We start from the raw sequence: 25938 nt of genomic DNA, 5'->3' as shown, positions 1-25938 counted from the left end.
AATTTCTTGTTGCGCCTTTGTTGTGTAAATGACTTGGCTTTATTGAATGTGTGTTCAGGTTATTTTCACAACAGTCAGATGTAGATTCGATGAGCATAAAATGCTTATCGACAAAAAGTAGGATATGTAAACGATATGTCGAAACGAGACTACTACGAAGTACTCGGGGTAGATAAAAGCGCAGGCGAACGCGAAATTAAAAAGGCGTATAAGAAGCTGGCGATGAAATATCACCCTGACCGTACGCAAGGCGATAAAGGCCTGGAAGATAAATTTAAAGAAATCCAGGAAGCCTACGAAATTCTGTCAGATTCGCAGAAACGTGCAGCATACGACCAATATGGCCACGCGGGAGTAGATCCTAACCGTGGTGGCGGTGGCTTCGGTGGTGGTGCCGATTTCGGCGATATTTTTGGTGATGTATTTGGTGATATCTTCGGCGGTGGCCGAGGAGGTCGTCAATCTCGCGCACGTCAAGGTTCAGACCTCCGCTACAACTTAGAGCTAACGCTTGAAGAAGCGGTTCGTGGCAAGAGCGTAGATATTCGCGTACCAACTTTGGTCGAGTGTGAAGTCTGTGATGGTTCTGGTGCGAAGAAAGGCTCTTCACCTAAGACCTGTCCAACCTGTCACGGCAATGGCCAAGTTCAAATGCGCCAAGGTTTCTTTGCTGTTCAGCAGACTTGCCCTACGTGTTCGGGCAAAGGCAAGATCATTGAAGATCCTTGTAACAGCTGTCATGGCCACGGTCGTAAAGAAAAGACTAAGACCCTTAACGTTAAAATTCCAGCTGGCGTAGATACCGGTGATCGTATTCGTCTATCAGGCGAAGGTGAAGCTGGAGAGAACGGTGCACCTCCAGGTGATTTATACGTTCAGGTCCACGTACGTGAGCACGATATCTTTAAGCGCGATGGCAACAATTTGTACTGTGAAGTACCGTTGAGCTTCACTACGGCAGCCCTTGGCGGCGAGCTAGAAGTGCCAACGCTAGATGGAAAAGTAAAACTGAAAATCAGCCCTGAAACGCAGACTGGCCGAATGTTCCGTCTACGTGGTAAAGGTGTTAAATCAGTGCGAAGCGGTGCCATGGGCGACTTAATGTGTAAGGTTGTGGTCGAAACACCAGTAAACTTATCATCTCGCCAAAAAGAACTACTTCAAGAGCTTGAAGAGTCGATGGGTAAAGCGTCAAGTAAGCATAGCCCGAAAGCGCAAGGCTTCTTTGACGGCGTTAAAAAGTTCTTTGACGACTTAACGAACTAATTGCTTAGTAGTACATACTTCATTTGAAAGCCCTCAGTTGAGGGCTTTTTTATTTTTGAAAGGCACTTAAACGCGCTCTTATGAGTGGCCAATTATCCATGCAGATTGGTATTTGTAATAGAAAGTGCTCACTTTAAGAAGGAAAGGGGGAGTTAGTCTTTTCTTTACTTACTTTTACCGCTAAAAATCTTGCGCATCATCCGACTATTCGTCACGATAACCCAAGTATCGGGACTTTTAGCTTGTTGATTACAAGGCTTAAAAGCCCGTTTGAGACCAATGAATAATATTTACCTAACAAGGGAACAGGCATGAAATTTTCAAGTAAATTGCTACTGAGCGCTGCCACGGCAGGCGCAATCTTATCAGGCTCGGTATTAGCTGCTGACGTGACAGAAGCAACGTCAGAAAAACACGCGGGAGCTGCAACACAATATCGCCAGGCCGTTTTTCAGTTAGTACGCAGTAACATGGGACCGTTAGGTGGCATGGCAAAAGGTGCTCTACCATTTGACGAAAGCGTTATGGAAACAAATGCCGTACGTCTAGAACAACTTGCTGACATGATGGGCGATTATTTATCAGTTGATACCCGTAAGTTTGAGGTTGAAACTGGCGCAAAAGATGAAATTTGGGAAAATTTCTCAGATGTAGAAAAGAAAGTGATGGCACTTAAAACGGCAGCGCAAGGGCTTCAAGCAGCTGTTAAAGCGGGTGATGAAAGCGCGTACAGAGGTGCAATCGGTAAAATTGGTGCAAGCTGTAAATCATGCCATGACGACTATAAGAAGGACTAGCCCAAGCTTGTTTTTCAACACGTGAAAGCGCTCTAATATCGGGTCAGTAAGAATGTGCCTATTGCATTTTACTGACCCAAAACCTCGATTAATACTTCGATGTGTTAATTAGTATTTTATAATTCAATCATATAGATAAATTGAGAATGGCGCTGAAGCGCAGACTCGCAACCTTCCTCAAACAGCAGTGTACTTTTTCGTCCAGGGCTTTGTAGGTAATAAGCATCAGGCATCGCCACACACTTAGCCACCTCAGAAATTGACTTCATTATTGCCTTGTAGAACGTATCTACAAGAGTACATCGTTAAGACCCATACGCTGTGGTATATTCGAAAGTGCTTAATACCAATCCGCATAGATCATTACCCACTCAGCGAGAGTTAAAATGTTCGTAATCGCGGCGTGTTACCGCAGGTATAGTGGTTCTACATCAAAAGCTTCCTAGCTTCATTCTGGGAATTTGAAAGGGAACAGCCATTCCTGCATTCCCACGCTTTGCTAGGAAACTTGCCAGCGCCTTCTGAGTGGGCAATGATCTATGCGGATTGGTATAACAACAGGTTTTTAATATGGAGATAAGATGCGACCCTCGCCAACGTATGTAGGTACATTGGACGATGTTGTAGAGCGTTTTCCTTGGCAATTCGACGCTGATATAAACTACTTTAATCAATTGCTAGTGAGGAAGGCTATATTAGGAGAGAAGATACTTATCAATGATGGGTATTTACTTAATAATAGTGCGGCAAGGCAAGCTATTCTAAACCCCAGTTGTTCTCCGCTCACGTCACTAATCGAGCAAGGTTTTGTAAGGATCTTATCGCGGAACGCCGATTTAGTCTCCTTACCAGAGAAAATGGCGGATCAAGGTGTTGCCAGTTTCAACGTTTTGAAAAATTCTGCCGAATGGCCAAGTTTGAAGCGAGAATTACGTAAGTGGCAGCCACTGTTAGAAGAAACGGATAATTTTATACCTTGGCCAGAAAAACACATCAGTCATGGCTTTGATCAAATGATCATGCGGTTGGCTGAACGCACACCAGAAGACTTATCAATTGGCAGTGTCAGTCATGACCAGTGGCGACGAGTGTTTGATTTGTATGAACAATCAAATCGATACGACAAAGAGGCTACCCGAACCCGTTGGGAGTCTGCGGTCACTGAGTGCTTAGCTGATAACCATCAAGGGCGTCTAGCTATGATGCACCTGGCCTGTGAGGCGTATCACTACAATTTCGGTGTTTGCTTGGGCAGCCAGACATCTTTGTCGAAACAGCAAATTTTGGTCGAAACACGGTTTAGCTCAACGTTTGCTGATTTATCCAAAGTAGATCAAGAGTTACAAATGCAGCACGTTTCAATACCCGGATTGCGTGTACCGCAAAATATATCAATGAATAGCGGGCCAAAATGGGCGGAACTAGTATCTCCGTTTAGCGATGTCGGCAAACAGTTGAGAGCATACCGTCAAGCTCAAGATGACTATTTTTCTGGGCAAGGTACAGAAGAGTGTTTAACTGCTGAGGCTCGTGCCTATTCGAAGCAGTTGTCATCGTTGTTTGGTGAAAAGCAATCGGAATCTGCAGTCGCGAGGGTCGCTATTGGCGTAGGCTTTTTTGCTGCGGGGCTTATGGCGGCGGGTCCAGAAGTAGCGGCAGTCCTTTGGCTGACAGAAAATTACTTGTATCCGACAATAACGCGTAAATTCAAGCTGCGTGACCGTGAATTTTTTAGCAAAAATACACCACTTCCCACGCAAACTGTTTCTAGCGCGCTAAGCTCAGTAGTGTTAGATCCTGTTCAGATAAAAGAGCTCGCAAGTACTATCCCGGATTTCAAATAGTTAATTCGTAATAATAAGAACTTTCCACGGGTTCGAAACGTTTCAATGGTTTTTTGCTGGAAATTTGTACAATTCTTGGCTATGTTAAACACTCAGGCTTGGCGATAATTTTCTTCGACTGAAGGTACGCGTTTAGGTACCCAATCTTCGCAGGTCCTGCTTTTAAAAAATATAAAACAGCTCGTAGACAACTGAAACAGCAAAACTTGTAAAGCGCTTAAAACCACGACACAACTTTTCATCCTTTTATTGTCGTGCTGCTATCGTTTGTGCTGAATTCGAAGAGATATCAAAAGGTTTGCTTAGATGGATTTACGCAGTGAACGCATGTTGTCAACCATGCGCACAACACAGCAAAACATTTCTGTGTTGCTCAATGAAAGTCGAACGAAAACAGAGGCTCTGTGTATATTACTTGCCTCGGTAAACCCTAGCAATGGAAGAGCAACGGTATTATCTTGCGACGTAAACCACCTATCATTAGAAGCCGAGAGTGTTGTTTTTCCTTCACATGTATTGCTCATGCTCCCGCTTACACCTTTGAGCGCTCCAATACCTTGCAAAGATTTTATCTTTCCCCCTTCACTCGAACATTATGCTGATAGCTATGTAGTAGTTGCTACCGTGCGAGATATGCAAAATGAAGTAATGGGTGTTGTTCTCACTTTTGTACGCCACAGTGTATTGAGCCCTCTACAACATACATTGATAGATATTACGCGCCAAAAAGTAGAGCTTAGTTACCAATATGAGCTGGCGCGTCATCCCTATTCAGACAAGTTATCCGAACAGCTTGCCTTGTTAGAAGAGGTGAGTTCAATTTCTAAAGTGGGCGCGTGGGAGATTGACAGATTCACAGGCGTACTTTCTCTGACTGAGGTGATGAAAGCCTTATTAGGCTTACCTCGTGTAAAAAGCGTCGGCCTTAATGAAGTGCTCGATATGCTTACCTCGAGTGATAGAAGAGACTTAAAGCAGCGCGTTTTTAAAGCGCTTAAAGAAGATAGAGAGTTCGTAAAGCACTTTGAATTTCACGACAAGCAAGGTCGCAGAAAAAGTATAAAACTAACCGTGTTCTTACAGGTTCAGCGAGGAAATGCTAGCGGAATTAAATTAACCCGGCTTTATGGCGCAGTGCAGGATGAAACGGAAATACAGCGTCTATCGGATTCACAACATAACTACACAGATTATCTGACCAGTTTATTGAATAATGTGGATAGCGTGGTGTTAAGCATAGATGAACATGGCACTATTTTAACTGCAAATGAACGCGTTTATTCTATATTAGGCTTTGAGCCCGAAGAGCTGATTGGGCAAGATATAAAATTAATATCAACCAAGGTGCAAAATACCGATGCGCCTTCTTGTTTCATAAACATACCAGCGGGTTTAGCATGGTGTAGCGAAAATGGCTCGGTAAACGAATGTCTTCGCCATAAAAATGGTAAACGTATTGCCTGTGAAGTTAATTTGTCGAAATGCTCTGTACATAATCAACAATTAATTATCGCCTCAGTGCGCGATATCACTAATCAAAACCACGAAATTGAGCATTACAAACAACTCGCTTTAATCGATACGGTGACAGGTCTTCCGAACTTACACCAATTTGAGCGATACCTTGGCGATAAAGCTCATGACGACAAGTCATCAAAACCATTTGCCACGTTTATGCGCGTTGCTATCTGTAACATAAAAGAATACGAAAATGCGTTTGGGGAGCCAACGATAGACTATATTCTGAGAATTTTGGCCAGTCGCTTCATTCGCATATTCGAAATTAACAAGCGCAATTCAGCCAGTATATTCAAATGTGAGAGAGGTGCTTTTTATATTCATCTTCATCAATATTTTAGTGAAGAAGCACAGTCTCTAAATGCTGCACACGATTGCGCTATTCTTATCCACGATCACGTGCTAGCGCCAATAACCCTGCACAACAGCCTCTTAAGTATTGAAACGCAAACCATAAGTTGCACGGTTCCAACGAAGCATTTTTCGTTTAAAAAGATAAAAGAACTATTGTCGAGAAAACCTTTAAGAGAGGTAAAAAATACTTCTACTTTTAAGTCGGAGCACGAGTATTTTCATGTTAATGCAATTGATATCGAGCGGTACAATTACATTAAACACTCTCTGAGCAGGGCTATTTCTAACAACGAGTTATATATTGAGCTTCAACCTCAATACGATGCAACGAAGAACGTTATAAGCTCAGAGGTGTTGTTAAGGTGGAAGCATCCTCATATGGGTACAGTAAGCCCTTCTGAATTCATTCCTATTGCCGAAGAGAATGATTTTATTGCTGAACTCGGGCTGTGGGTGTGTAACGAAGCCTGCGGGTTACTTAGTGAATGCCAGTCAAAGAAAATTAACACTAAGTTGTCTGTTAATATCAGTGCAAAGCACTTAGCGCGAGCTGATTTTGTGAAGAAGTTCGTCGCAATAGTAAATAAGTGGCGCGTGTCACACAAAAATTTAACTCTAGAGCTCACTGAAGGTGCATTGATAAGAGGGGTGAGCGTTATTCAACGTCGCGTTAGAGAGTTAGCGGAACAAGGGTTTAGTTTGTCTATCGACGATTTTGGCCTTGGTGACTCAAATTTAAATTATCTTCAAGATTTGCCAATTACCGAACTGAAAGTAGACAGAGTATTTGTCGAAGCGATGGAAGGCTCGCAGGAAAAAACATTATTGGTTACAAGTATTTGCAACATGGCCAAAGCGTTACACATAAATACCGTAGCTGAGGGAATAGAGACAACGGGTCAATTAGATCAAGCTAAGGCATGTGGTTGCGGAGCATTTCAGGGATATTACTTAGATAAACCCATGAGTGTAGATGATTGGAAAAGTAAAATTAGTGAGAAGCAATATAAAGAAGGTAGTTAACCTTACTCAGTTGAGGGCTTATTCAAGTATGCGTTGAAACAACCGCTTCGATACCTCTTGTTATCAAATAGGGAGGTAAAGTTTAAATTTATGTAAATCAATTTGTTAGTCGATCTACGCCTGAAGTCTTATTAGTAGATGTCATGTAACTATCGTAGGGTGAAGATAAACCCTACTCAGGACATGGTTATGACTTATAAAGATGAATACATTGCCTCGACCCAGCACCCCGATGAGTTTTGGTTAGAACAAGCACAAAAGCTAGCGTGGTTTCAACCTCCTCAAAAAGGATGCCAACCTACAGATAATGGTTACTTCGACTGGTTTAGGGGAGGGCAGCTTAACACCAGCTATTTAGCGCTTGATCATCACGTAAAAAATGGTCGTGGCGATAAAACCGCGCTTATTTATGACTCACCTGTTACACAAACCACTCAGCACTTTACTTACAAAGAGCTACTGAACCGTGTTGCCGAGCTCGCAGGCGGCTTATCCCGCTTGGGTGTGACGAAAGGCGACCGCGTGATTATCTACATGCCCATGATCCCGCAAGCAGTGATCGCGATGCTTGCTTGCGCTCGTTTGGGGGCTGTGCACTCTGTGGTGTTTGGTGGCTTTGCCGCAAATGAGCTTGCAGTACGAATAGATGACGCAAAACCGGTAGTTATTGTTACTGCGTCATGTGGCATTGAAGGCAATAAAGTTCTACCGTACAAACCTCTTGTTGATGAAGCAATATCATTGGCAGAGCACAAACCACAGGCATGCGTGTTGTATCAACGCCCTCAGCTAATTGCTGAGTTAAATGAAGCAACTGACCACGATTGGCTCTCTCTGGTTGAAGCTAGCGTGCCAGCTTCTCCTGTTGCCGTCGATGCAACTGACCCGCTTTATGTTCTTTATACTTCAGGTACAACCGGTAAACCCAAGGGGGTCGTTCGAGATAATGGCGGGCACGCGGTTGCTCTTCATTATTCAATGGGCGCGATTTACGGTATTAGTGAGAACGATATTTTTTGGGCTGCATCGGATGTTGGTTGGGTGGTCGGTCATTCATATATTGTCTATGGCCCGCTCATAAAAGGCGCAACGACGGTACTGTACGAAGGAAAGCCCATTGGCACTCCTGATGCCGGTGCATTTTGGCGTATGATAGAGTCTCACAAAGTGAATGTGCTTTTTGCAGCTCCAACAGCATTTAGAGCGATACGAAAAGCGGACCCTGATGCTGAGTTTTTATCTAAATACAATACGTCGAGCTTGCGTACCTTATTTATGGCGGGTGAACGTCTAGATCCGCCAACATATTTCTGGGCGAGCGAGAAGGTTGGTGTTCCCGTTATCGACCATTGGTGGCAAACCGAAACTGGCTGGCCAATTTGTTCAAACCCGATGGGGCTTGAACCATTGGCCACGAAACCCGGTTCATCAAGCGTGCCTACGCCTGGATTTAACGTAAAGGTATTGCAAGGTGCTGATGAACAGCAAGTAACCGGTGAAAAAGGCGCTATTGCTATCAAGTTACCGCTTCCCCCAGGTTGTTTGACAACGATTTGGCAAGACCATCAACGGTTTGTTGATGGCTATTTACGAGAATTTGAAGGGTATTACAGCACCGGAGATAACGGGTACGTAGATGAAGATGGCTACGTATTTATTATGGGTCGCACCGACGATGTCATAAACGTTGCCGGGCACCGGTTATCTACCGGTGAAATGGAAGAAGTGCTTGCAGGACATCCTGCCATTGCTGAATGTAGTGTAATAGGCATCCATGATGCACTGAAAGGGCAATTGCCAGTTGGATTGGTACTGCTAAAAGACGGCGTTACCGTTGATGAACAGGCACTTGAGCAAGATTTGGTTCAACGGGTTCGAGATAAAATCGGGCCAGTGGCGTGCTTTAAGCGAGCCATCGTCGTCAATCGTTTACCCAAAACCCGGTCAGGTAAAATACTCCGCAAACTGCTGCGTCAAATTGCAGCCAATGAATCTGTTGCCGTACCCTCAACCATCGATGATCCGTCAAGCGTAAGTGAGATTGAGACGCTCATGCGAGAGAAGGGCTTGGTCAACAAGCCCACGGCTGTTTAGCTAGTAGTAATATTCATCTGCCTGTGGAGCTGGCGGGTATACTTCAATAGCCACATATACAGCTGCTGCGGCGATGAGCGCCACAACAAAAGCACGTAGAATTCGCGAGTCAGTAATACCTGCTGTTGCTGACTCCTTATTGCCATGCACCATGGCAGGAACCAATTTTTGCTTCTTATACACGCTGTAAAATATTACCGCGCCTATATGAAGTGCGATAACGTAAAGTAACACATCAAAGGCAAGGTGATGCAGAGTGTTCATTAGCGCTAATGTTTCTTCTCCGGCTAACTGGCGATAGGGACCGTCTAAGAAAATATCATCGGTCATGAACAATCCCGATACCGCTTGTATGGTAAGCAACACTAGCATAACGACGACAAACCATCCGCCTAAAGGGTTGTGGCCAATAGCGGGTTCGGACTGCCTATTAAATAAGGTTTTTATATAATTGAAAACCTTTCTGGGACCAGTAATAGAGCTACTGAACTTCGCGTGTTGCGTACCAACAAATCCCCAGATTATGCGGAAAACGATAAGGAATAAGGTGAAGTACCCAATGTAAAAGTGCCATTGCACTTTGTTTTCAAGCCATTCAACTGTTGCATATTGCGCTAAAAGGCTCGCTACAATAAGCCAGTGAAAAAGCCGGGTGGGAATATCCCATATAAGAGTTTTTTGCATAGTAAATTTAGTTGGGTTGTATTCTGACTTATCCACACTTGCCGTTCAGCGGTGACGAATAAGTACTCGGTCATCTGTTAATTGCCATAGCGTCGCTTAACTTACTCTATAAAACAAGTAGGCCCAACGGCAGAAAACCTCTGTTTGTCTTAGTGTTGCAATTAGGACATGTTGATCTTTGCATTAAAAATGCGCAGTAAAGCTCAACATGTCCTAAGCATCGTGTACTGAATTTTTTTACATCCGAGCTTGAAGTTTTGGCAAAGAACTATGCAGATTGGTAGTAGTTAAATCTTACCGATTCCTTGTTATGCCTATTTAATATGAATCTCACATTGCAATAGTGACGGCATTTGGCAAAATGCCTCACAGTTGAAGGTTTATAAAAGTGTAAAACGAAAAAATGAAAGTAGGATTATTTGGCGCCAACGGGCGTATGGGACGGGTTTTAGTTGAAGCGCTAGATTTAAGTGACGATGCACAACTTAGCGTGGCAACGGTACGCGATGATTCACCTTGGGTTGGACTAAATGTGGGCGAACTTGCGGGCATTGGCAAAAAAGACGTTGATTGTACTGCGCTATCAGATTTAAGTGGTAATGATGCAGATGTAATGATCGATTTCACCCTGCCTTCGGTTATTGAAAGTAATCTTACGTGGTGCGTTAAAAATAAAATGCCTGTTGTTATTGGAACTACTGGATTAAACGATTCACAGTTAGCGGCACTCGACGAAGCAGCAAAGCATATACCTATCGTATTTGCGGCTAATTACAGTGTGGGCGTAAATTTAATGCTTTCCCTAGTTCGACAAGCTGCAAGTGTGCTGGGTGAAACGGCTGACATCGAAATAACAGAAGCACATCACAGATTTAAACAAGACGCGCCTTCTGGTACAGCCATGGCCATTGGTGAAGCCATTGCTGACGAATTGGGCCGTGATTTAAAAACCTGCGCTGTATACGGCAGAGAAGGAAAAGAGCCTGAACGCGACCAAGGTACTATTGGCTTCGCAACAATTCGAGCCGGAGACATTGTCGGTGAACACACAGCCTTATTTGCAGATATTGGTGAGCGCCTGGAGATTACGCACAAGGCATCAAGTCGACTTACTTTTGCGAAAGGCGCAGTGCATGCAGCGAAGTGGTTGTATGGAAAAGAACCTGGTCTATACTCCATGGTTGATGTACTTGATTTAAAGCTATAGGCGTTTTTATGCCAGCATGCTGTAGCTAAATTAGCAGGCGAGCTTGAGGGCGTTATCAAAGTGTTAAACTAAAGTTGCACTTTAAATGAGCAATAAGCCGTACTTTCGGTGGTTCTGCGCAAAAATCGTGGTATAAGCGGTATTTTAGTAAATTATTACAAATAAATTTGCCATTTTCGGTCAGTGATGTATACTCGCCGGAATTTGCCAGAATTTCGTATTCTGAGGCCGCCAAAATGGCTGAAGAGTGCGGTTTTATTAGCTGCAAAGATCGTAAAACGGGATGTATTGTTATCAATAACTCCCGTTTTTTGTGGGGTTTGTGCAGAAAACTGCACAAACACATAGTTATCCTTAATCTGGAGGTTGACTTGGCTAATTCTGCCCTTTTGGTGTTAGAGGATGGTTCTGTTTTTAAAGGTACGGCGATAGGCGCTACAGGCTCCGCCGTTGGGGAAGTCGTTTTCAATACTTCCATGACCGGCTATCAAGAAATTCTCACCGACCCATCCTACGCTGAACAACTCATCACCCTTACTTATCCACACATTGGCAACACCGGCACTAACGAAGAAGACGTCGAAGCAGATAAAATCTGGTCGAAAGGTCTAATCATCCGTGACCTACCTCTTGTTGCTAGTAACTTTCGTCAACAGCAAACTTTGTCTGAATACCTTAAAGCGAAAGGCGTTGTGGGTATTGCCGACATTGATACACGTCGCTTAACGCGTATCTTGCGAGACAAAGGTGCACAAAACGGCTGCATTATTTGCTCTGATGAATTAGACGAGTCTAGCGCACTAGCGCAAGCAAAAGCTTTCCCTGGCCTTAAAGGCATGGATTTGGCAAAAGTAGTAAGTATTACTGAGCCAAAAACATGGACAGAAGGCAGTTGGGAACTTGGTAAAGGTTATGTAACACCAAGCGAGTTCAAATATCACGTTGTTGCTTTTGACTACGGTGTTAAAAATAATATTCTTCGCATGCTAGCTGACCGCGGTTGTAAAGTTACGTTAGTACCAGCGCAAACGCCTGCTGAAGACGTACTAGCCATGAATCCTGATGGTGTATTTTTGTCAAATGGCCCAGGCGACCCAGAGCCATGTGACTACGCAGTAACCGCAATCAAAACTATCGTCGAAACCGGTACGCCTGTATTTGGTATTTGTCTTGGTCACCAGCTACTTGCTATCGCAAGTGGTGCGAAGACAGTGAAGATGAAGTTTGGTCACCACGGTGCAAACCACCCGGTTAAAGACCTTAAGCGCAATGTAGTTATGATCACTAGCCAAAACCACGGTTTTGCAGTTGATGAGTCTAGCTTGCCAGATAACCTAGAAGTAACTCACATTTCGTTGTTCGACAAGTCGCTGCAGGGTATTCACCGCACCGACAAGCCTGCGTTCAGCTTCCAGGGTCACCCTGAAGCCAGCCCAGGTCCTCATGAAGCGGCACCGTTATTCGACCACTTCATCGAACTTATTGAACAACACAAGCAGTAGGAATTAGCCCGCTATGCCAAAACGTACCGACATACAAAGTATTCTTATCATTGGTGCTGGCCCTATTGTTATCGGCCAGGCTTGTGAATTCGATTATTCAGGCGCGCAAGCGTGTAAAGCCCTTCGAGAAGAAGGCTACCGTGTTATTTTGGTTAACTCTAACCCAGCAACCATTATGACCGACCCAGAAATGGCAGATGCGACTTACATCGAGCCTATTCACTGGGAAGTGGTTCGCAAGATCATCGAAAAAGAACGTCCAGATGCCATCTTACCTACAATGGGTGGACAAACTGCGCTTAACTGTGCGCTAGAGCTAGACAAGCACGGCGTACTTGAAGAGTTCGGTTGTGAGCTCATCGGTGCAACGGCAGATGCAATCGATAAAGCAGAAAACCGCGAGCGCTTTGACAAAGCAATGAAAAACATCGGCCTTGAATGTCCACGTGCGGAAATCGCGCACAGCATGGATGAAGCGCACGATGTACTAAGCCGCATCGGCTTCCCTTGTATCATTCGTCCGTCTTTCACCATGGGTGGAACCGGCGGCGGTATCGCGTACAACATTGATGAATTTAATGAAATTTGTCACCGTGGCTTAGACCTTTCTCCTACCAACGAGCTGCTTATTGATGAATCGTTGCTAGGTTGGAAAGAGTACGAAATGGAAGTAGTGCGCGATAAAGCAGATAACTGCATTATTGTATGTACTATCGAAAACTTCGACCCTATGGGCGTGCATACCGGCGACTCAATCACAGTTGCTCCAGCACAAACCCTGACTGACAAAGAATTCCAGCTAATGCGTAATGCAGCGATGGCTGTACTGCGCGAGATTGGTGTTGAAACCGGTGGTTCAAACGTACAGTTCGGTGTAGATCCGAAAACTGGTCGTGTAGTAATCATCGAAATGAATCCTCGCGTATCGCGTTCATCAGCGCTTGCTTCGAAAGCAACAGGTTTCCCAATTGCGAAAGTAGCAGCGAAACTTGCGGTAGGTTATACGCTAGATGAATTAGCAAACGACATTACAGGTGGCCTAACGCCAGCATCTTTCGAGCCGTCTATCGACTACGTAGTGACTAAGATCCCACGCTTTAACTTTGAGAAGTTTGCCGGTGCTAACGACCGACTGACTACTCAAATGAAGTCGGTAGGTGAAGTGATGGCCATTGGCCGTAACCAGCAAGAATCACTGCAAAAAGCCCTTCGCGGTCTTGAAGTAGGTGCGACAGGCCTTAACCCAATGGTTGACCTTGAAGACCCTGAATCACGCAATAAAGTGGTTTATGAACTTCGTCAGCCTGGTGCAGAGCGCATTTGGTACATCGGTGATGCATTCCGTATGGGCATGACGGTTGAAGAGGTATTTAACCTTACCAATATCGACCGCTGGTACCTTGTACAGCTTGAAGATCTTATTCTTCTTGAAGCTAAAGTAGCAGAGCTTGGTTTACCGGGTATTGATGCTGACTTTATGCGCGCACTTAAGCGTAAAGGCTTCTCTGATGCGCGTCTTGCTGAGCTAACCAAAGTGGCAGAAAGCGATATTCGTGAAACCCGTCGTGACTTTGGTATTTCTCCTGTCTACAAGCGTGTAGATACTTGTGCAGCAGAATTCTCTACCAGTACAGCTTACATGTACTCAACGTATGACGAAGAGTGTGAAGCAGCGCCAACTGACAAAGACAAGATCATGGTTTTGGGCGGCGGTCCAAACCGAATTGGTCAAGGTATTGAGTTCGACTACTGCTGTGTTCACGCGGCGCTTTCAATGCGTGAAGACGGTTACGAGACCATTATGGTTAACTGTAACCCTGAGACAGTATCTACCGACTACGACACATCAGACCGTCTGTACTTCGAGCCAGTAACGCTGGAAGATGTACTTGAAATCGTTGCTAAAGAGCAGCCGAAAGGCGTTATCGTGCAATATGGTGGTCAAACGCCACTTAAACTTGCTCGTGCACTAGAGGCGGCGGGTGTACCGGTTATCGGTACCTCACCAGAAGCGATTGACCGTGCTGAAGACCGTGAGCGCTTCCAGCAAATGGTGAACAAGCTTAACCTCAAGCAGCCTGCGAATGCCACGGTAACTAACGTTGAGCAAGCGCTAACTATGGCTGAAGAGATTGGCTTCCCGCTAGTGGTTCGTCCAAGCTACGTGCTAGGTGGTCGTGCGATGGAAATCGTGTATGACCTCAAAGATCTTAAGCGTTACCTTAATGAAGCGGTTAAAGTGTCCAACGACGCGCCAGTATTGCTAGACCGTTTCTTGGATGATGCTATAGAAGTTGATATCGATGCTATTTGCGACGGCAAAGACGTAGTGATTGGCGGCATCATGGAACACATTGAACAAGCGGGTGTTCACTCTGGTGACTCTGCGTGTTCATTACCTCCACACTCGCTTTCAAAAGAGATTCAAGATGTCATGCGCGAGCAAGTTAAAGCCATGGCGCTTGAACTTGGCGTAGTCGGTCTGATGAACACACAGTTTGCGATTAAAGATGGTGAAGTATACCTAATCGAGGTTAACCCTCGTGCAGCACGTACCGTTCCATTCGTTTCTAAGGCTACGGGTGTCCCTCTTGCTAAAGTTGCAGCACGTGTAATGGCTGGCGTGAGCCTAGCCGAGCAGGGCGTAACAGAAGAAGTGATTCCACCTTTCTACTCTGTGAAAGAAGTGGTGCTTCCATTTGCTAAGTTCCAAGGTGTTGACCCACTGCTAGGCCCAGAGATGCGCTCTACGGGTGAAGTAATGGGCGTTGGCGATACCTTCGAAGAAGCCTATGCTAAAGCTAACTTAGGTGCGGGTGCGCCACTACCTAAGCAAGGTAAAGCGCTTATTTCAGTACGTGATAACGACAAGCCTCGTATGATCGCACTGGCAAAAGCGTTAGTCGAAGCGGGCTTCAGCATTGAAGCTACCCGCGGTACGGCTACCGAGCTTTATGATGCAGGCATCATGAGTACTGTGGTTAATAAGATGTCTGAAGGCCGCCCTAATATTGTTGATGCAATCAAAAATGGCGAATACGCGTATTTGATTAATACAACAGAAGGTCGTCAAGCCATCACCGACTCAGTGTACATTCGTCGTGAAGCCTTGCTAAACAAGGTAACCTACACCACGACAATGAACGCAGCGTTCGCAACTATCCGTGCTAAGTCTGCTGATGACCGCAATAAAGTGGCGTCAGTTCAAGAACTACACGCTAGACTCAAACACTAATGACATACGCTAGGATACGAGGTATCCTAGCAATATTACATTTGTGTGAACGAATAAAAAGTGCGCCTTCGCGGCGCACTTTTCTGTTTAAATTACTAGCTAAGTGAGACGGTATTCATGAGTCAGTATCCAATGACAGCGCGCGGCGCTCAAATGCTGCGTGACGAATTAAATGAGCTAAAAACCAAAACACGCCCACGTATTATCGAGTCTATTGCCGAAGCACGTGAACATGGTGACTTAAAAGAAAATGCTGAATATCACGCGGCCCGTGAGCAGCAAAGCTTCTGTGAAGGCCGCATTCAAGATATTGAAGGCAAGCTATCAAATGCACAGATTATCGACGTTACCAAAATGGAAAATACGGGTAAGGTTATTTTCGGTACTACCGTAACCATTCTAAACGTCGATACCGATGAAGAAACCACCTACCGTATTGTTGGTGATGACGAAGCTGATATTAAGAACAACTTGATTTCGGTTAATTCACCTATCGCTCGTGGTCTAATAGGCAAAGAGCTTGATGACATGGTAACTATTCAAACGCCAGCCGGCGCGGTTGAAGTTGAAATCATCGAAGTCGAGTATATTTAACCCTCATATTACACAGAAGCGCCGAGCAACTGCTCGGCGTTTTTATTTGTGTAAGTAGCTGGAGTGTTGTATAAATAATGTACACATTGACTGGCGCAAAATATCTACAAGCATGCTACAACACGGACGTTTGTACAAAGCACATCTTATATTACCCATATTGTACTTATTTATAGTGCTGGGCGTAAATTACTACCTTGGTTTCATCTCGTTTGATTTTCAGGTTACTTCTCTAGCTGCCCGAGACGCAGCAACCGCGTTGATCGCACCACTTCTCGTCGCCTTTGCATGGTGGGCCTCTTACAAAACTTTATATAGTTCAGCTTTTTACTTGTCTTTTCTGTTGTCTCACCGTAGAAAAAAATCAAGAGTGAGACTGGCAGAAACGTTACGACTTACCTTTCTTTCTCAGTTGTTAAAAGCATTCCCCTATATTTTTGTTTGTGCGCTTCTTGTTTCAAGCGGCTACGTATTTTCCCAAGGTATCGCCGATAAAATTACAGAGCAGCCCAAAAGAGTCGTTTTACTTCTACAGGCAATTCCTATGTGGTTGACGGGGTTGTCACTATTTAGCTCTAACATCATCGTATTACGGTTTATTAAGCGTCACTTGCAAAAGCACTTCAGAGTAAGACTGTTTGAAATGGAAGAAATGATGCCACTGTGTAAATTGGTACTGCACAATTTTTGCCTTTCGTCGATTTTACTGGCGTTATACTCAATAACATTTTTGTTTGTTGAAGTTCCCGTCACTGATGCTGTGCTGTTGTCGGTCATATCTCTACTAATAGTTTTGCTTTTATTTCAACCTATTTGGGAAGTACACAGTGTAGTAGCGAAAAGGCGCTCATTGGCGCTAGCTAGAATTAACGACAGTTTGAAAACAGAAATTTCACCTGAAAAGCGTGTTAGTGAAACTAGACGTTTAGTCGATGACGATACTCGTCTGCAATTTATTTCAGATCTGTTAACGGTACGAACTGAAATGGAACGGGCACCAAGCTGGCCATTAACGCTACCGTTTACGCTAAAAATACTTGTTCTTATTTTGCTTCCAATGCTGTCGTGGACGGGCGCAGGTCTTATGAGTCAGTTGATAAAGGTTATTTTATGAATATAGTAGCGCGGCAATATTCGACTATAGCAACCTGTGCTGTTACAGGTATTGGTATTCTTGCTTGCGCACATTATTTTGGTGCATTTGACTTGGCGCGACTAGACACTCCACTTGGGGTTAGGCAACGAAACGCTGCGCTTGCGTTTGGGTTGATGATTGTCTTTTTTATATATATCAATAGATATCTATACCAGCGTGCAGTTAAGTGCTTTAGTGAATTCCTAAGTAAGTACCCTGGTGAAATGAAACACCAAACAATGATGTTGCGACTACAAAATGGTTTTTCAAAATGCCGAAAATTCAGCTGGATCGGTGGGGGGATGGTAACAGTATTCTATCTGCTATCTGAAGGTTTATTGTCGTTTGATGCAGAACCATTGTCGTGGTATTTAAGTGTATTAGGCTTAATTTTTTGGCGTTATGCTATCTGCACACTCTTTTGTTTGTTGTTTGTAACCCGCTTTGCACTATTGCACTTTTTGAATGAAAGGCTTATTGACCTTTTTGGCATAGAAAAATTTAAGCATTTGTCTGATCTGGTTATTTCCAATGCGATTGTAAGCGCATTGTCCCTAAGCTTAATCCCCATTTTTTGGCTGGGCACTAACGTGCCAATAATCGATAAAGTCATCGTATCGTGCGTATTTGTAGCGCTTACTTATTTCCTGTATCTACCTGTTCATAAAGTGCAAAGATGTATTGCAAAGAAAAAATCCCTCGCTATTCTGCGCATAAATGATTCGATTAAAGCGTTGTTTCTGCTTAACGAGCAACATAAAAGGCGCCTAACCGACGATCCTGTCCGTCTGCGCAAATTGAGTTCGTTAATTAATTCAAAACAGCAAATTTCTGCTGTTTCTGAATGGGCGATCGATATTCCGCAGGGTATGAAGACTATCGCAATTGTATTTTCAGTGCCGCTTTCATGGGTAATTGGGGCATTGGTGGATAAGTACTTGCAAGAAATAATTGAAATTTCAAAGATGGTTTAGTTCATACCGCTTGTCGTGATCTACATGTATTTGCCGAGAAAGGCACTGAACGCAATGTCTGTTTGCGCTTATTTAATTGTTTTCTATACTGAAGTGAGCAGTCTATTTATTAGGCAGTAACGGGAGGTAAATCCTTCCTCATCCTCTCTATTGAGCAGTACGGTTTACATGGAGCTCTATCAGTGCGCTTGCTACAACGATTTTCTATATTACAACTGTCTGTGTTGGGCGCGGGCATTCTCTTATTAAGTGTTTCATACCTATCTTTCAAAGATATCAAGCGGTCATTAGATGTTACCAATACGGCCGCAACTGATATCCATCTTATAACGCTTATTGCTGCTGTAGAGTCAGTGGCCCATCATCATGCGGTAGAGCGCGGCTTGACAGCAGGTTTCTTAGGTAACCCAACGGTACAGGGGAAAGAAAAAGTGTATACGCAGCGTCAACATGCAGATGACGCTGCCTCAAAGGTAATGTCGTTGCTTCAAAATACTGATGTGTACAGCGAGCGAGTAGTTAAAATCGTTAATCCACTCATCAGTTACTTACGTGAAAAAGACGCCTTAAGAAGAGAGGTAGATAGTCAAAAAGGTTCTCGAGCCTTCGCGTTCTACAGTTCACTTAATGCATCTGCGCTGAACGTTGCAAATGCATTAACTATATATGTCAATAGCTTAGCTTCAAAAGAACAGTTGTCTAATGCTATTCTTTTAGCCCAATTAAAAGAGCGGTTAGGGCAACTGCGAGGGAAAGTTAATGGTGCGATAGCGAAACGTGAAGCCAGTGACATTGCAATAAGTGAACTGAGGGGGTATCAACAAGAGGCGCAATACCTTGCAGGAAAGCTAGAAAATAGTTTGTCTCATGAGAGCAATGCTGAATTCACAAAAGCTATGACATCAAATAATGCAAAAACGATTGAGCGTACTTTACAAAAGCTTAGCTCGGGGGCAGTCGACTTTAACTCCCTTCCAACAAGCAGCGATTGGTTTAGCGCTGCAACGTCGCAAATTAAAGAGGTAAAAGCGATACTTGATAATATCTGGGAAAAAGTAAACGAGAATGCGGAACGAATGCACAGGAACGCCATGTTAAGCCTAGTGCTAACGCTAATCATTATTTCTGTTGGCATTGTGGTCATTGCAATTATCTACCGTACGCTGCTGTACATTCTCAATACTCAACTAACGCGCCTTACTCAAAATCTTTCGAAAATTGCCGAAAATGGGGATTTAACAGTTGATGTAGAGATGCCGATGCAAAATGAGTTGGGAAGGGTATCTGTAGCAATTAATACTACGATATTGGCACTAAAAGATGTAATCAAAGGGTTAGAGCAATCAATTGAAGCGAGCTCGCGTCTATCATCGGAATTAGAAGCATCCTGCACTGAAATGGTACACGATGCAGGTAAAACGCAACAACGGTCACTTAATATCGCGTCAGCGCTAGAAGAAATATCGGTAACCAGTACCGATATTGCGAAGTCAGCCTTTGACACATTAGCTGCGAGTAAATCGTTAGATGAATTGGCAATAGAGGCTTTTGATATTAATGAATCAATAAGAATGGCGATGAAGCTCTTAGAAGATGATATGACACACGTTGAGGTGAATGCTGCGGCTATGGAAAAGCAAGTGACTGACATTAGTAGCATACTCGAAACTATTAACACTCTGTCAGATCAGACGAATCTATTGGCTCTGAATGCTGCAATAGAGGCGGCACGTGCTGGAGAGCATGGTAGAGGATTTGCGGTTGTTGCCGATGAGGTTCGCAAACTAGCACAGAATAGTCGAGATGCTTCTGCTCAAATAGCTACACTGCTCGCGTCGCTTCAACAAGCAAGTTTGGTTGTTGTCCAAGACGTTAATAAAAGCGCTTCGGCAGTGAAAAAATCGGTTGAAATAACTGGAAGGGGACGAGAGACAGCTGAAAAAGTAAAAGATGCCGCATCTAACGTCGAGCTTATGGCCAACAATATGTCTGCGGCTGCAGAGCAGCAGTCAGTCACAACACAAGAAGTAGCAAAAGACATTGTTGATGTTGAAGCTGCAGCAAAGCATGAAGTGGAGTTGTCTCAAGCGTTATCAAAATTATCTAGTTCAATGAAAGAGAATAATCTTTTACTTAGTCGAACGATTGCTAATTTCACAATTGACTGAGTACTTTTCATCGGCCACTATGTTTATTGAGTGACGTTATTAACATACTTGCGTTCATTAATAAGGATGACGATGGCAGATATTGAAACGCTTGATTCAAAAGTAGTTTATGAAAACAAATGGCTTCGCGTAAGGGAAGACAAAATTCGTCGCAGTAGTGGAAACGAGGGTATTTACGGCGTAGTTGAAAAGCCAGACTTTGCCATTATTTTGCCGATTGAAGGCGATACCGTGTATATGGTTGAGCAGTACCGCTATACCATCAAAGAGCGACAACTAGAGCTTCCTCAGGGAGCATGGGAAAACAATCCCGGCGCAGACCCGGTTGAGCTAGCAAAAGGTGAGCTTAAAGAAGAGACCGGCTTAACCGCTGAGTCAATGGAGTATGTTGGATTCCAATATCTTGCATACGGCTTTTGTAACCAGGGATACCATATTTACGTGGCAAAAGGCCTGACTCAAGGTACACAAAAGCTAGATGCAGAAGAGGAAGACCTGCGCGTAGTCTCACTTTCTTTGAATACATTAAAAGAGAAAATTAAAACTGGCGAAATTAAGGACGCGAGTACCTGTAATGCTTTGGGTTTAGCCATGCTTAAAGGGTTTATTTAAATGCACTGTTACAATTCTCAGGCTGTCTTTTTCTGCACAAGAGGATAGTGTAGGTAAATTTAATACAACGCTAATAAAAAAGGGATATTGATGACAATTGAAGGAAGTTTCTCCATTACCCAATGGGATGAAGACACACTTAGTGAAAAAGCTGAAGGGATTAAGTTGTCACACGCTAGCATTAAGCAGGTGTACTCTGGTGACATGAGCGGTGAGTCAAGTGTTGAGTTCTTGATGTCTTATCAATCGCAGATGTCCGCCAAATTTACGGGTTTTGAAACCTTTATCGGCGTGATCAACGGCTTGCGTGGTACTGTTACTTTTCAGCACAACGGTAAGTTTGAAAGCGGTATTGCTAGCAGCAATTTCGAATCTATCAAAGGCTCTGCAACGGGAGAACTCGCGGGGAAGACCTTTCTAGGACGCTTTCAGTCAGGAGAGTCGGGTAAAGCTAATTACACCCTTGAGGTAGTTGATGCCTAAGTAGTTAGTGATTAGGTAGCTAACGCTTAGCATGCAAGCGTTTGTAACTTTACTGCTACGTGTTAAGGCAAAAAAACGGCGCCCTAAGGCGCCGCTAAAAGTTGGGAAACAAACCAAGAAACTACTTATTAGTTCTCAAGTAAACGAGAGCCAATTTCTATTTGACGAGGCTTCTTGGCTTCAGGAATGACTCGCTCCATATCGATATGTAATAGGCCATTTTCCATATCCGCGGCCAGTACTTTTACATGGTCGCCAAGCTGGAATTTACGCTCAAAGTTACGCTCTGAAATGCCTTTGTGTAAGAACTTACGCTCTGTGTTTTCTTTATTTTCCGCTTCCGTTTTCTTCGTGCCAGTAATGGTCAACGTGTTCTCTTCAACCTGAATTGATACGTCGTCTTTGCTAAAGCCTGCAATGGCCATGGTTACACGGTATTTGTCGTCGCCAAGTAACTCAATATTGTATGGCGGGTAAGTGCTTTGCTTCTCAGCACGAGATGCCGCATCTATAAGTGATGCTAGGTGATCAGAACCAATGAATGAACGATAAAGTGGAGATAGATCGATAGTACGCATAGTCATATCCTCAAAATTAAGCAATATGTTTAAAATTTAAATGCCCCGACTTTGCGGCGGCGGTTTTGTCGACCTGACCTTTCAGCGCCGACAAAACATATATAGGAATGGCCTAAATACTTTTCAAGGAAGAAAGGTGAATTTTTTAGAAAATAATTGCATATTTAATCTAAGTTATTGAAAAAAATAAATTATATTTGATGAAAATTTCTTTGGTAGAGATTGAACGCCGTGAGTTAGCGAAAGTTTGCTATAAAACCCTATAGAAAATAAGTGTATGCGATAATTTTTATAAAACATTTAGCAATTGTTTAACCAATCCGGTTGTTTATAAATGCTACAATTTGGTTAAGCAAAATGTCTTACCACTTTTATTTGTAAATTTAAAAAATGAAGAAAGAAGTTATAGTTTTAAATTGCGGCAGTTCGTCCGTAAAGTTCGCGATAATTGACGCTGACACTGGAGAGGCTGGACTGTCTGGTATTGCTGAAGCACTAGGTAATAGTGATGCTAGTTTGTCTTACAAGTTAAACGGCAAAAAAGAAAAACGTGCACTACCTGAAAAAGCTGGCCATACCGAAGCGTTAAGCGCAATTTCAGAAGTTATCGCTAGTACGGGCGTTAAGCCTATCGCAATAGGGCATCGTGTTGTTCATGGTGGTGAAAAGTTTAAGCAGGCTGCACTTGTCGATGATAGCGTACTCGAAGCAATTGAAGATTATGCAAGCATGGCTCCGCTTCATAATATGGCGAACCTAAAGGGGATCGTCACGGCGCAAGAGGCTTACCCTGACCTGCCTCACGTAGTCGTTTTTGACACGTCTTTCTTCCAAACATTACCAAAAAAAGCCTTTATCTATGCGTTGCCTATGTCGCTTTATCGTGAGCACGGCATTAGACGTTACGGCTTCCACGGTACCAGCCACAAGTTCATACTTGATAGCATGGCAAAAATACTTGAAAAGCCAGTTTCAGATACCAGCATAATCAGCGCGCATTTAGGCAATGGCTGCAGTGTATCGGCGATAGAAAAGGGTGTAGCGGTAGACACAAGTCTTGGGTTCATTCCCCTTGAAGGCTTAGTCATGGGCACACGCTGTGGTGATTTAGATCCAAGCCTGCCTGGCACTTTGCAGAAAAAGCTTGGGAAGACAGCAGATGAAATCAGCGACTTATTAAACAAGCAGTCTGGTTTGCTCGGTATTTCAGAGCTAAGTAACGACTGCAGAACTCTTGAAGATGCAGCGCTTGAAGGCCATGAAGGTGCATTACTGGCAATTGAAATTTTCTGTTATCGCTTAGCAAAGTACATTGCAGGTTATATGGTAGCCGTGCCAACACTAGACGCTATCGTCTTCACCGGTGGTATCGGAGAAAACTCGTCGCTTATTCGAGAAACGACTATGGGGTATTTCGCTCACTTCGGAATTAGCCTAAATGAGCAAAGAAATACCGACGCGCGATTTGGTCGAGGTGGAAAGATAACCACCGATAAATCATCAACCGCCGTATATGTTGTACCAACTAATGAAGAATGGGTAATTGCGGCTGAAGCTGCAACCTTCGCTTAAATTCAATTAGCAATGCCAATGCGTAGGTGTTGGCAATAGCAGGAGTAACTATGTCTCGCAAAATTATGTTGATCCCCGTAGGTACCAGTGTGGGCCTAACTACGGTCAGCATGGGTCTTGTTCGTGCTATCGAAGAACAAGGCATAAAGCTCAACTTCTTTAAACCCGTGGCGCAACCGCGCAAAGGTGACAACGGGGAAGAGCGTTCTACCGCAATAATTGCGCATCACGCCAGCGTATCGCCAATCGAACCGTTCGGACTTGAATACGTTGAGCGAATGATCAGTAGCGACAACACCGATGAGCTTTTAGAAGAGATCATTGAGCGCTTTGAAGAAAAAAGTGTTCATGATGCGGTGACGGTTATTGAAGGGCTAGTAACCACGCGACATCATCCTTATGCCGAGCGCCTCAATTTAGAAATTAGTCGTGCACTTGATGCAGACATCGTCTTCGTGGCGGTGCCAGGTAATGAGCCGACCACGGATATTAATCACCGTCTTGAAATCGTTGTAGACACCTATGGCGGCCACAAAAGTCAAAAAGTAGTTGGCTGTATCTTCAATAAGGTTAACGCGCCTTTTGATGAACATGGTCGACTTCGTGCCGATATCGGTGCTATAGAAGCGCCAGAGCACGACGAAGAACGTACACAGGCGCTGCGCGACTTACCTATTTTCAAGAAAGGGTTGAGTTTACTTGGCACCATCGACTGGAGTGCTGATTTAGTGTCTCCTCGCGCTACCGACGTTGCAAAGCACCTTAATGCCATTTTGCTTAACGAAGGCGAGTTGGCTGAGCGACGTTTAAGTAGCGTCACTTTTTGCGCGCGCGAAATTCACAATATGACCCACACCTTGAGGCCAGGTGCACTACTTGTGATGTCAGGCGATCGCAACGATGTTTTTGTGTCGTGCTGTTTAGCGGCGTTAAACGGCACTAAGCTAGGCGCGCTTCTACTTACCGGTGGCTATCAGCCCGATGAAAACATTATGGCGCTGTGCAGCCAAGCCATGGAAACGGGCCTGCCTGTCATGCTTGTAAACTCAAATACATGGCAAACAGCCCAAGCACTTCACGCGTTCAATCAAGAAGTACCGGTTGATGACAGCCAGCGTATTGAGAAAGTGATGGTTCACACGGCGGAGAGTTTAGACGCGAGTTGGGTTAATTCACTAACGCAAAAAGTTTCTCGCCAGAAAAAGCTATCACCGTCAGCATTTCGCTTCTATCTTACTAACCGTGCAAGGCAGGTAAATAAACGCATTGTGCTACCTGAAGGTAATGAGCCAAGGACCGTTGTTGCGGCTTCTATCTGTGCTAAGCGTGGTTTAGCGCGCCCAGTACTTATTGGCGATGAAACAGAGATTCGCCGTATAGCAGAGCAGCAAGGTGTAGTACTGAGCGATGGAGTAGAAATACTTTCTCCTGGTGAGATAAAAGATGACTATGTCGAAGGTTTAGTGGCACTGCGCGGTCATAAAGGCGTTACTGAAGTAGTTGCTAAAGAGTTACTAGAAGACAACGTGACTTTAGGCACAATGATGCTTCAGCAGGATGACGTAGACGGATTAGTATCAGGTGCAGTCAATACCACTGCGAACACTATTCGCCCGGCGCTACAGTTAATTAAAACAGCTGAAAACGCCTCGTTAGTATCGTCAGTATTTTTCATGCTACTACCTGATCAAGTTTTGGTTTACGGCGACTGTGCAATCAACCCTGACCCCAACGCACAGCAGCTAGCCGACATAGCCATTCAGTCTGCTGAATCGGCGCAGATGTTTGGCATTGAGCCACGAGTAGCTATGATCAGCTACAGTACAGGCTCGTCAGGTGCAGGCAGCGACGTAGAAAAAGTGCGTGAGGCGACTAAAATTGCGCAAGAGCTGCGCCCTGATTTACTTATCGACGGCCCGCTTCAATACGATGCTGCGGCCATTGAAAGTGTAGGTAGGAGCAAGGCACCAAACAGCCCGGTTGCGGGTAAAGCAAACGTATTCGTTTTCCCAGATTTAAATACGGGTAACACGACTTATAAAGCGGTGCAGCGTAGCTTCGACTTAGTGTGCATTGGCCCAATGCTTCAGGGAATGAGAAAACCAGTAAACGATTTGAGTCGTGGTGCGCTGGTTGATGATATTGTCTTTACCATAGCACTAACAGCAATACAGGCCGCGGGTAATTAAATTTTTGTCGGTACTTATGTTTAATGTAAACTCAAGGGCGTCCAGTAGTGGTGCCCTTGTTTTAATGTTTACTGAATGCTTTTCGAATTTAAGTGTTTAACGAACTCGT

19 protein-coding genes are annotated in these 25938 nt (G+C 44.1%); 16 read left to right on the top strand and 3 right to left on the bottom strand.

Annotated features, from left to right (window positions below):
- The first annotated feature begins 135 nt into the window (after positions 1–135).
- Positions 136–1266: a molecular chaperone DnaJ gene (dnaJ, locus tag MHN02_RS11865; RefSeq protein ID WP_014948973.1), complete on the top strand. Its 1131-nt coding sequence runs from the start codon at positions 136–138 to the stop codon at positions 1264–1266.
- 311 nt (positions 1267–1577) lie between these two features.
- Positions 1578–2063 carry a cytochrome c gene (locus tag MHN02_RS11860; protein WP_239246239.1) on the top strand — a complete coding sequence of 162 codons (486 nt, stop codon included), beginning with the start codon at positions 1578–1580 and terminating at the stop codon, positions 2061–2063.
- A 116-nt stretch (positions 2064–2179) separates the two neighbouring features.
- Here MHN02_RS11860 and MHN02_RS11855 read toward each other — a convergent pair whose 3' ends face one another.
- On the bottom strand, positions 2180–2332 hold the full coding sequence (locus MHN02_RS11855) for a hypothetical protein (protein ID WP_239246237.1): 153 nt from the start codon (positions 2330–2332) through the stop codon (positions 2180–2182).
- A 312-nt stretch (positions 2333–2644) separates the two neighbouring features.
- On the opposite strand from MHN02_RS11855, the gene MHN02_RS11850 reads away from it, so the two are divergent.
- The 3 genes from MHN02_RS11850 (at position 2645) to MHN02_RS11840 (ending at position 8896) form a co-directional block, all read left to right on the top strand.
- Positions 2645–3907 carry a hypothetical protein gene (locus tag MHN02_RS11850; RefSeq protein WP_239246235.1) on the top strand — a complete coding sequence of 421 codons (1263 nt, stop codon included), beginning with the start codon at positions 2645–2647 and terminating at the stop codon, positions 3905–3907.
- 306 nt (positions 3908–4213) lie between these two features.
- Positions 4214–6802, top strand: a complete 2589-nt coding sequence (locus MHN02_RS11845; RefSeq protein ID WP_239246232.1) for a bifunctional diguanylate cyclase/phosphodiesterase — start codon at positions 4214–4216, stop codon at positions 6800–6802.
- A gap of 189 nt (positions 6803–6991) precedes the next feature.
- Complete coding sequence (locus MHN02_RS11840) at positions 6992–8896, top strand: propionyl-CoA synthetase (RefSeq protein WP_239246230.1); 1905 nt, start codon at positions 6992–6994, stop codon at positions 8894–8896.
- Here MHN02_RS11840 and MHN02_RS11835 read toward each other — a convergent pair whose 3' ends face one another.
- On the bottom strand, positions 8897–9580 hold the full coding sequence (locus MHN02_RS11835; RefSeq protein WP_275444903.1) for a cytochrome b/b6 domain-containing protein: 684 nt from the start codon (positions 9578–9580) through the stop codon (positions 8897–8899). It abuts the gene before it with no gap.
- Between the two features lie 403 nt (positions 9581–9983).
- Here MHN02_RS11835 and dapB point away from each other — a divergent pair, with 403 nt between their 5' ends.
- The 9 genes from dapB (at position 9984) to MHN02_RS11790 (ending at position 21490) form a co-directional block, all read left to right on the top strand.
- Positions 9984–10787, top strand: coding sequence for a 4-hydroxy-tetrahydrodipicolinate reductase (gene dapB, locus MHN02_RS11830; protein WP_014976121.1), 804 nt, complete (start codon positions 9984–9986; stop codon positions 10785–10787).
- Between the two features lie 371 nt (positions 10788–11158).
- The gene (carA, locus tag MHN02_RS11825) at positions 11159–12289 is read left to right on the top strand and encodes a glutamine-hydrolyzing carbamoyl-phosphate synthase small subunit (RefSeq protein WP_014948979.1); all 1131 of its coding nucleotides are present in this window, start codon (positions 11159–11161) and stop codon (positions 12287–12289) included.
- 13 nt (positions 12290–12302) lie between these two features.
- Positions 12303–15524: a carbamoyl-phosphate synthase large subunit gene (gene carB / locus MHN02_RS11820; RefSeq protein ID WP_014948980.1), complete on the top strand. Its 3222-nt coding sequence runs from the start codon at positions 12303–12305 to the stop codon at positions 15522–15524.
- Between the two features lie 117 nt (positions 15525–15641).
- A complete protein-coding gene (greA, locus tag MHN02_RS11815; protein ID WP_014948981.1) occupies positions 15642–16118 on the top strand; it encodes a transcription elongation factor GreA in 477 nt (158 codons plus the stop codon).
- A gap of 112 nt (positions 16119–16230) precedes the next feature.
- Complete coding sequence (locus MHN02_RS11810) at positions 16231–17232, top strand: hypothetical protein (RefSeq protein ID WP_239246226.1); 1002 nt, start codon at positions 16231–16233, stop codon at positions 17230–17232.
- Entirely contained in the window at positions 17229–18227 is a 999-nt protein-coding gene (locus tag MHN02_RS11805) for a hypothetical protein (RefSeq protein WP_239246224.1), read from the top strand. The genes MHN02_RS11810 and MHN02_RS11805 overlap by 4 nt, the downstream gene beginning before the upstream one ends.
- Before the next feature lie 182 nt (positions 18228–18409).
- Entirely contained in the window at positions 18410–20395 is a 1986-nt protein-coding gene (locus MHN02_RS11800; RefSeq protein WP_239246222.1) for a methyl-accepting chemotaxis protein, read from the top strand.
- 72 nt (positions 20396–20467) lie between these two features.
- A complete protein-coding gene (locus MHN02_RS11795) occupies positions 20468–21007 on the top strand; it encodes an NUDIX hydrolase (RefSeq protein WP_039216257.1) in 540 nt (179 codons plus the stop codon).
- Between the two features lie 90 nt (positions 21008–21097).
- Complete coding sequence (locus MHN02_RS11790; RefSeq protein ID WP_039216256.1) at positions 21098–21490, top strand: DUF3224 domain-containing protein; 393 nt, start codon at positions 21098–21100, stop codon at positions 21488–21490.
- Between the two features lie 128 nt (positions 21491–21618).
- Here the strand turns inward: MHN02_RS11790 and MHN02_RS11785 are convergent, their stop codons facing one another.
- Positions 21619–22068, bottom strand: a complete 450-nt coding sequence (locus MHN02_RS11785) for an Hsp20 family protein (protein ID WP_039216255.1) — start codon at positions 22066–22068, stop codon at positions 21619–21621.
- Between the two features lie 390 nt (positions 22069–22458).
- Here MHN02_RS11785 and MHN02_RS11780 point away from each other — a divergent pair, with 390 nt between their 5' ends.
- The gene (locus tag MHN02_RS11780) at positions 22459–23640 is read left to right on the top strand and encodes an acetate kinase (RefSeq protein WP_239246220.1); all 1182 of its coding nucleotides are present in this window, start codon (positions 22459–22461) and stop codon (positions 23638–23640) included.
- Between the two features lie 50 nt (positions 23641–23690).
- On the top strand, positions 23691–25829 hold the full coding sequence (pta, locus tag MHN02_RS11775; protein WP_039216253.1) for a phosphate acetyltransferase: 2139 nt from the start codon (positions 23691–23693) through the stop codon (positions 25827–25829).
- Positions 25830–25938: the final 109 nt, after the last annotated feature.

This window comes from Alteromonas sp. CNT1-28, assembly GCF_022348345.1.
In the GTDB taxonomy this organism is placed as follows: domain Bacteria; phylum Pseudomonadota; class Gammaproteobacteria; order Enterobacterales; family Alteromonadaceae; genus Alteromonas; species Alteromonas macleodii.
The sequence above is the reverse complement of the archived record's forward strand: the minus strand, read 5'-3'. Positions and strand labels throughout refer to the sequence as shown.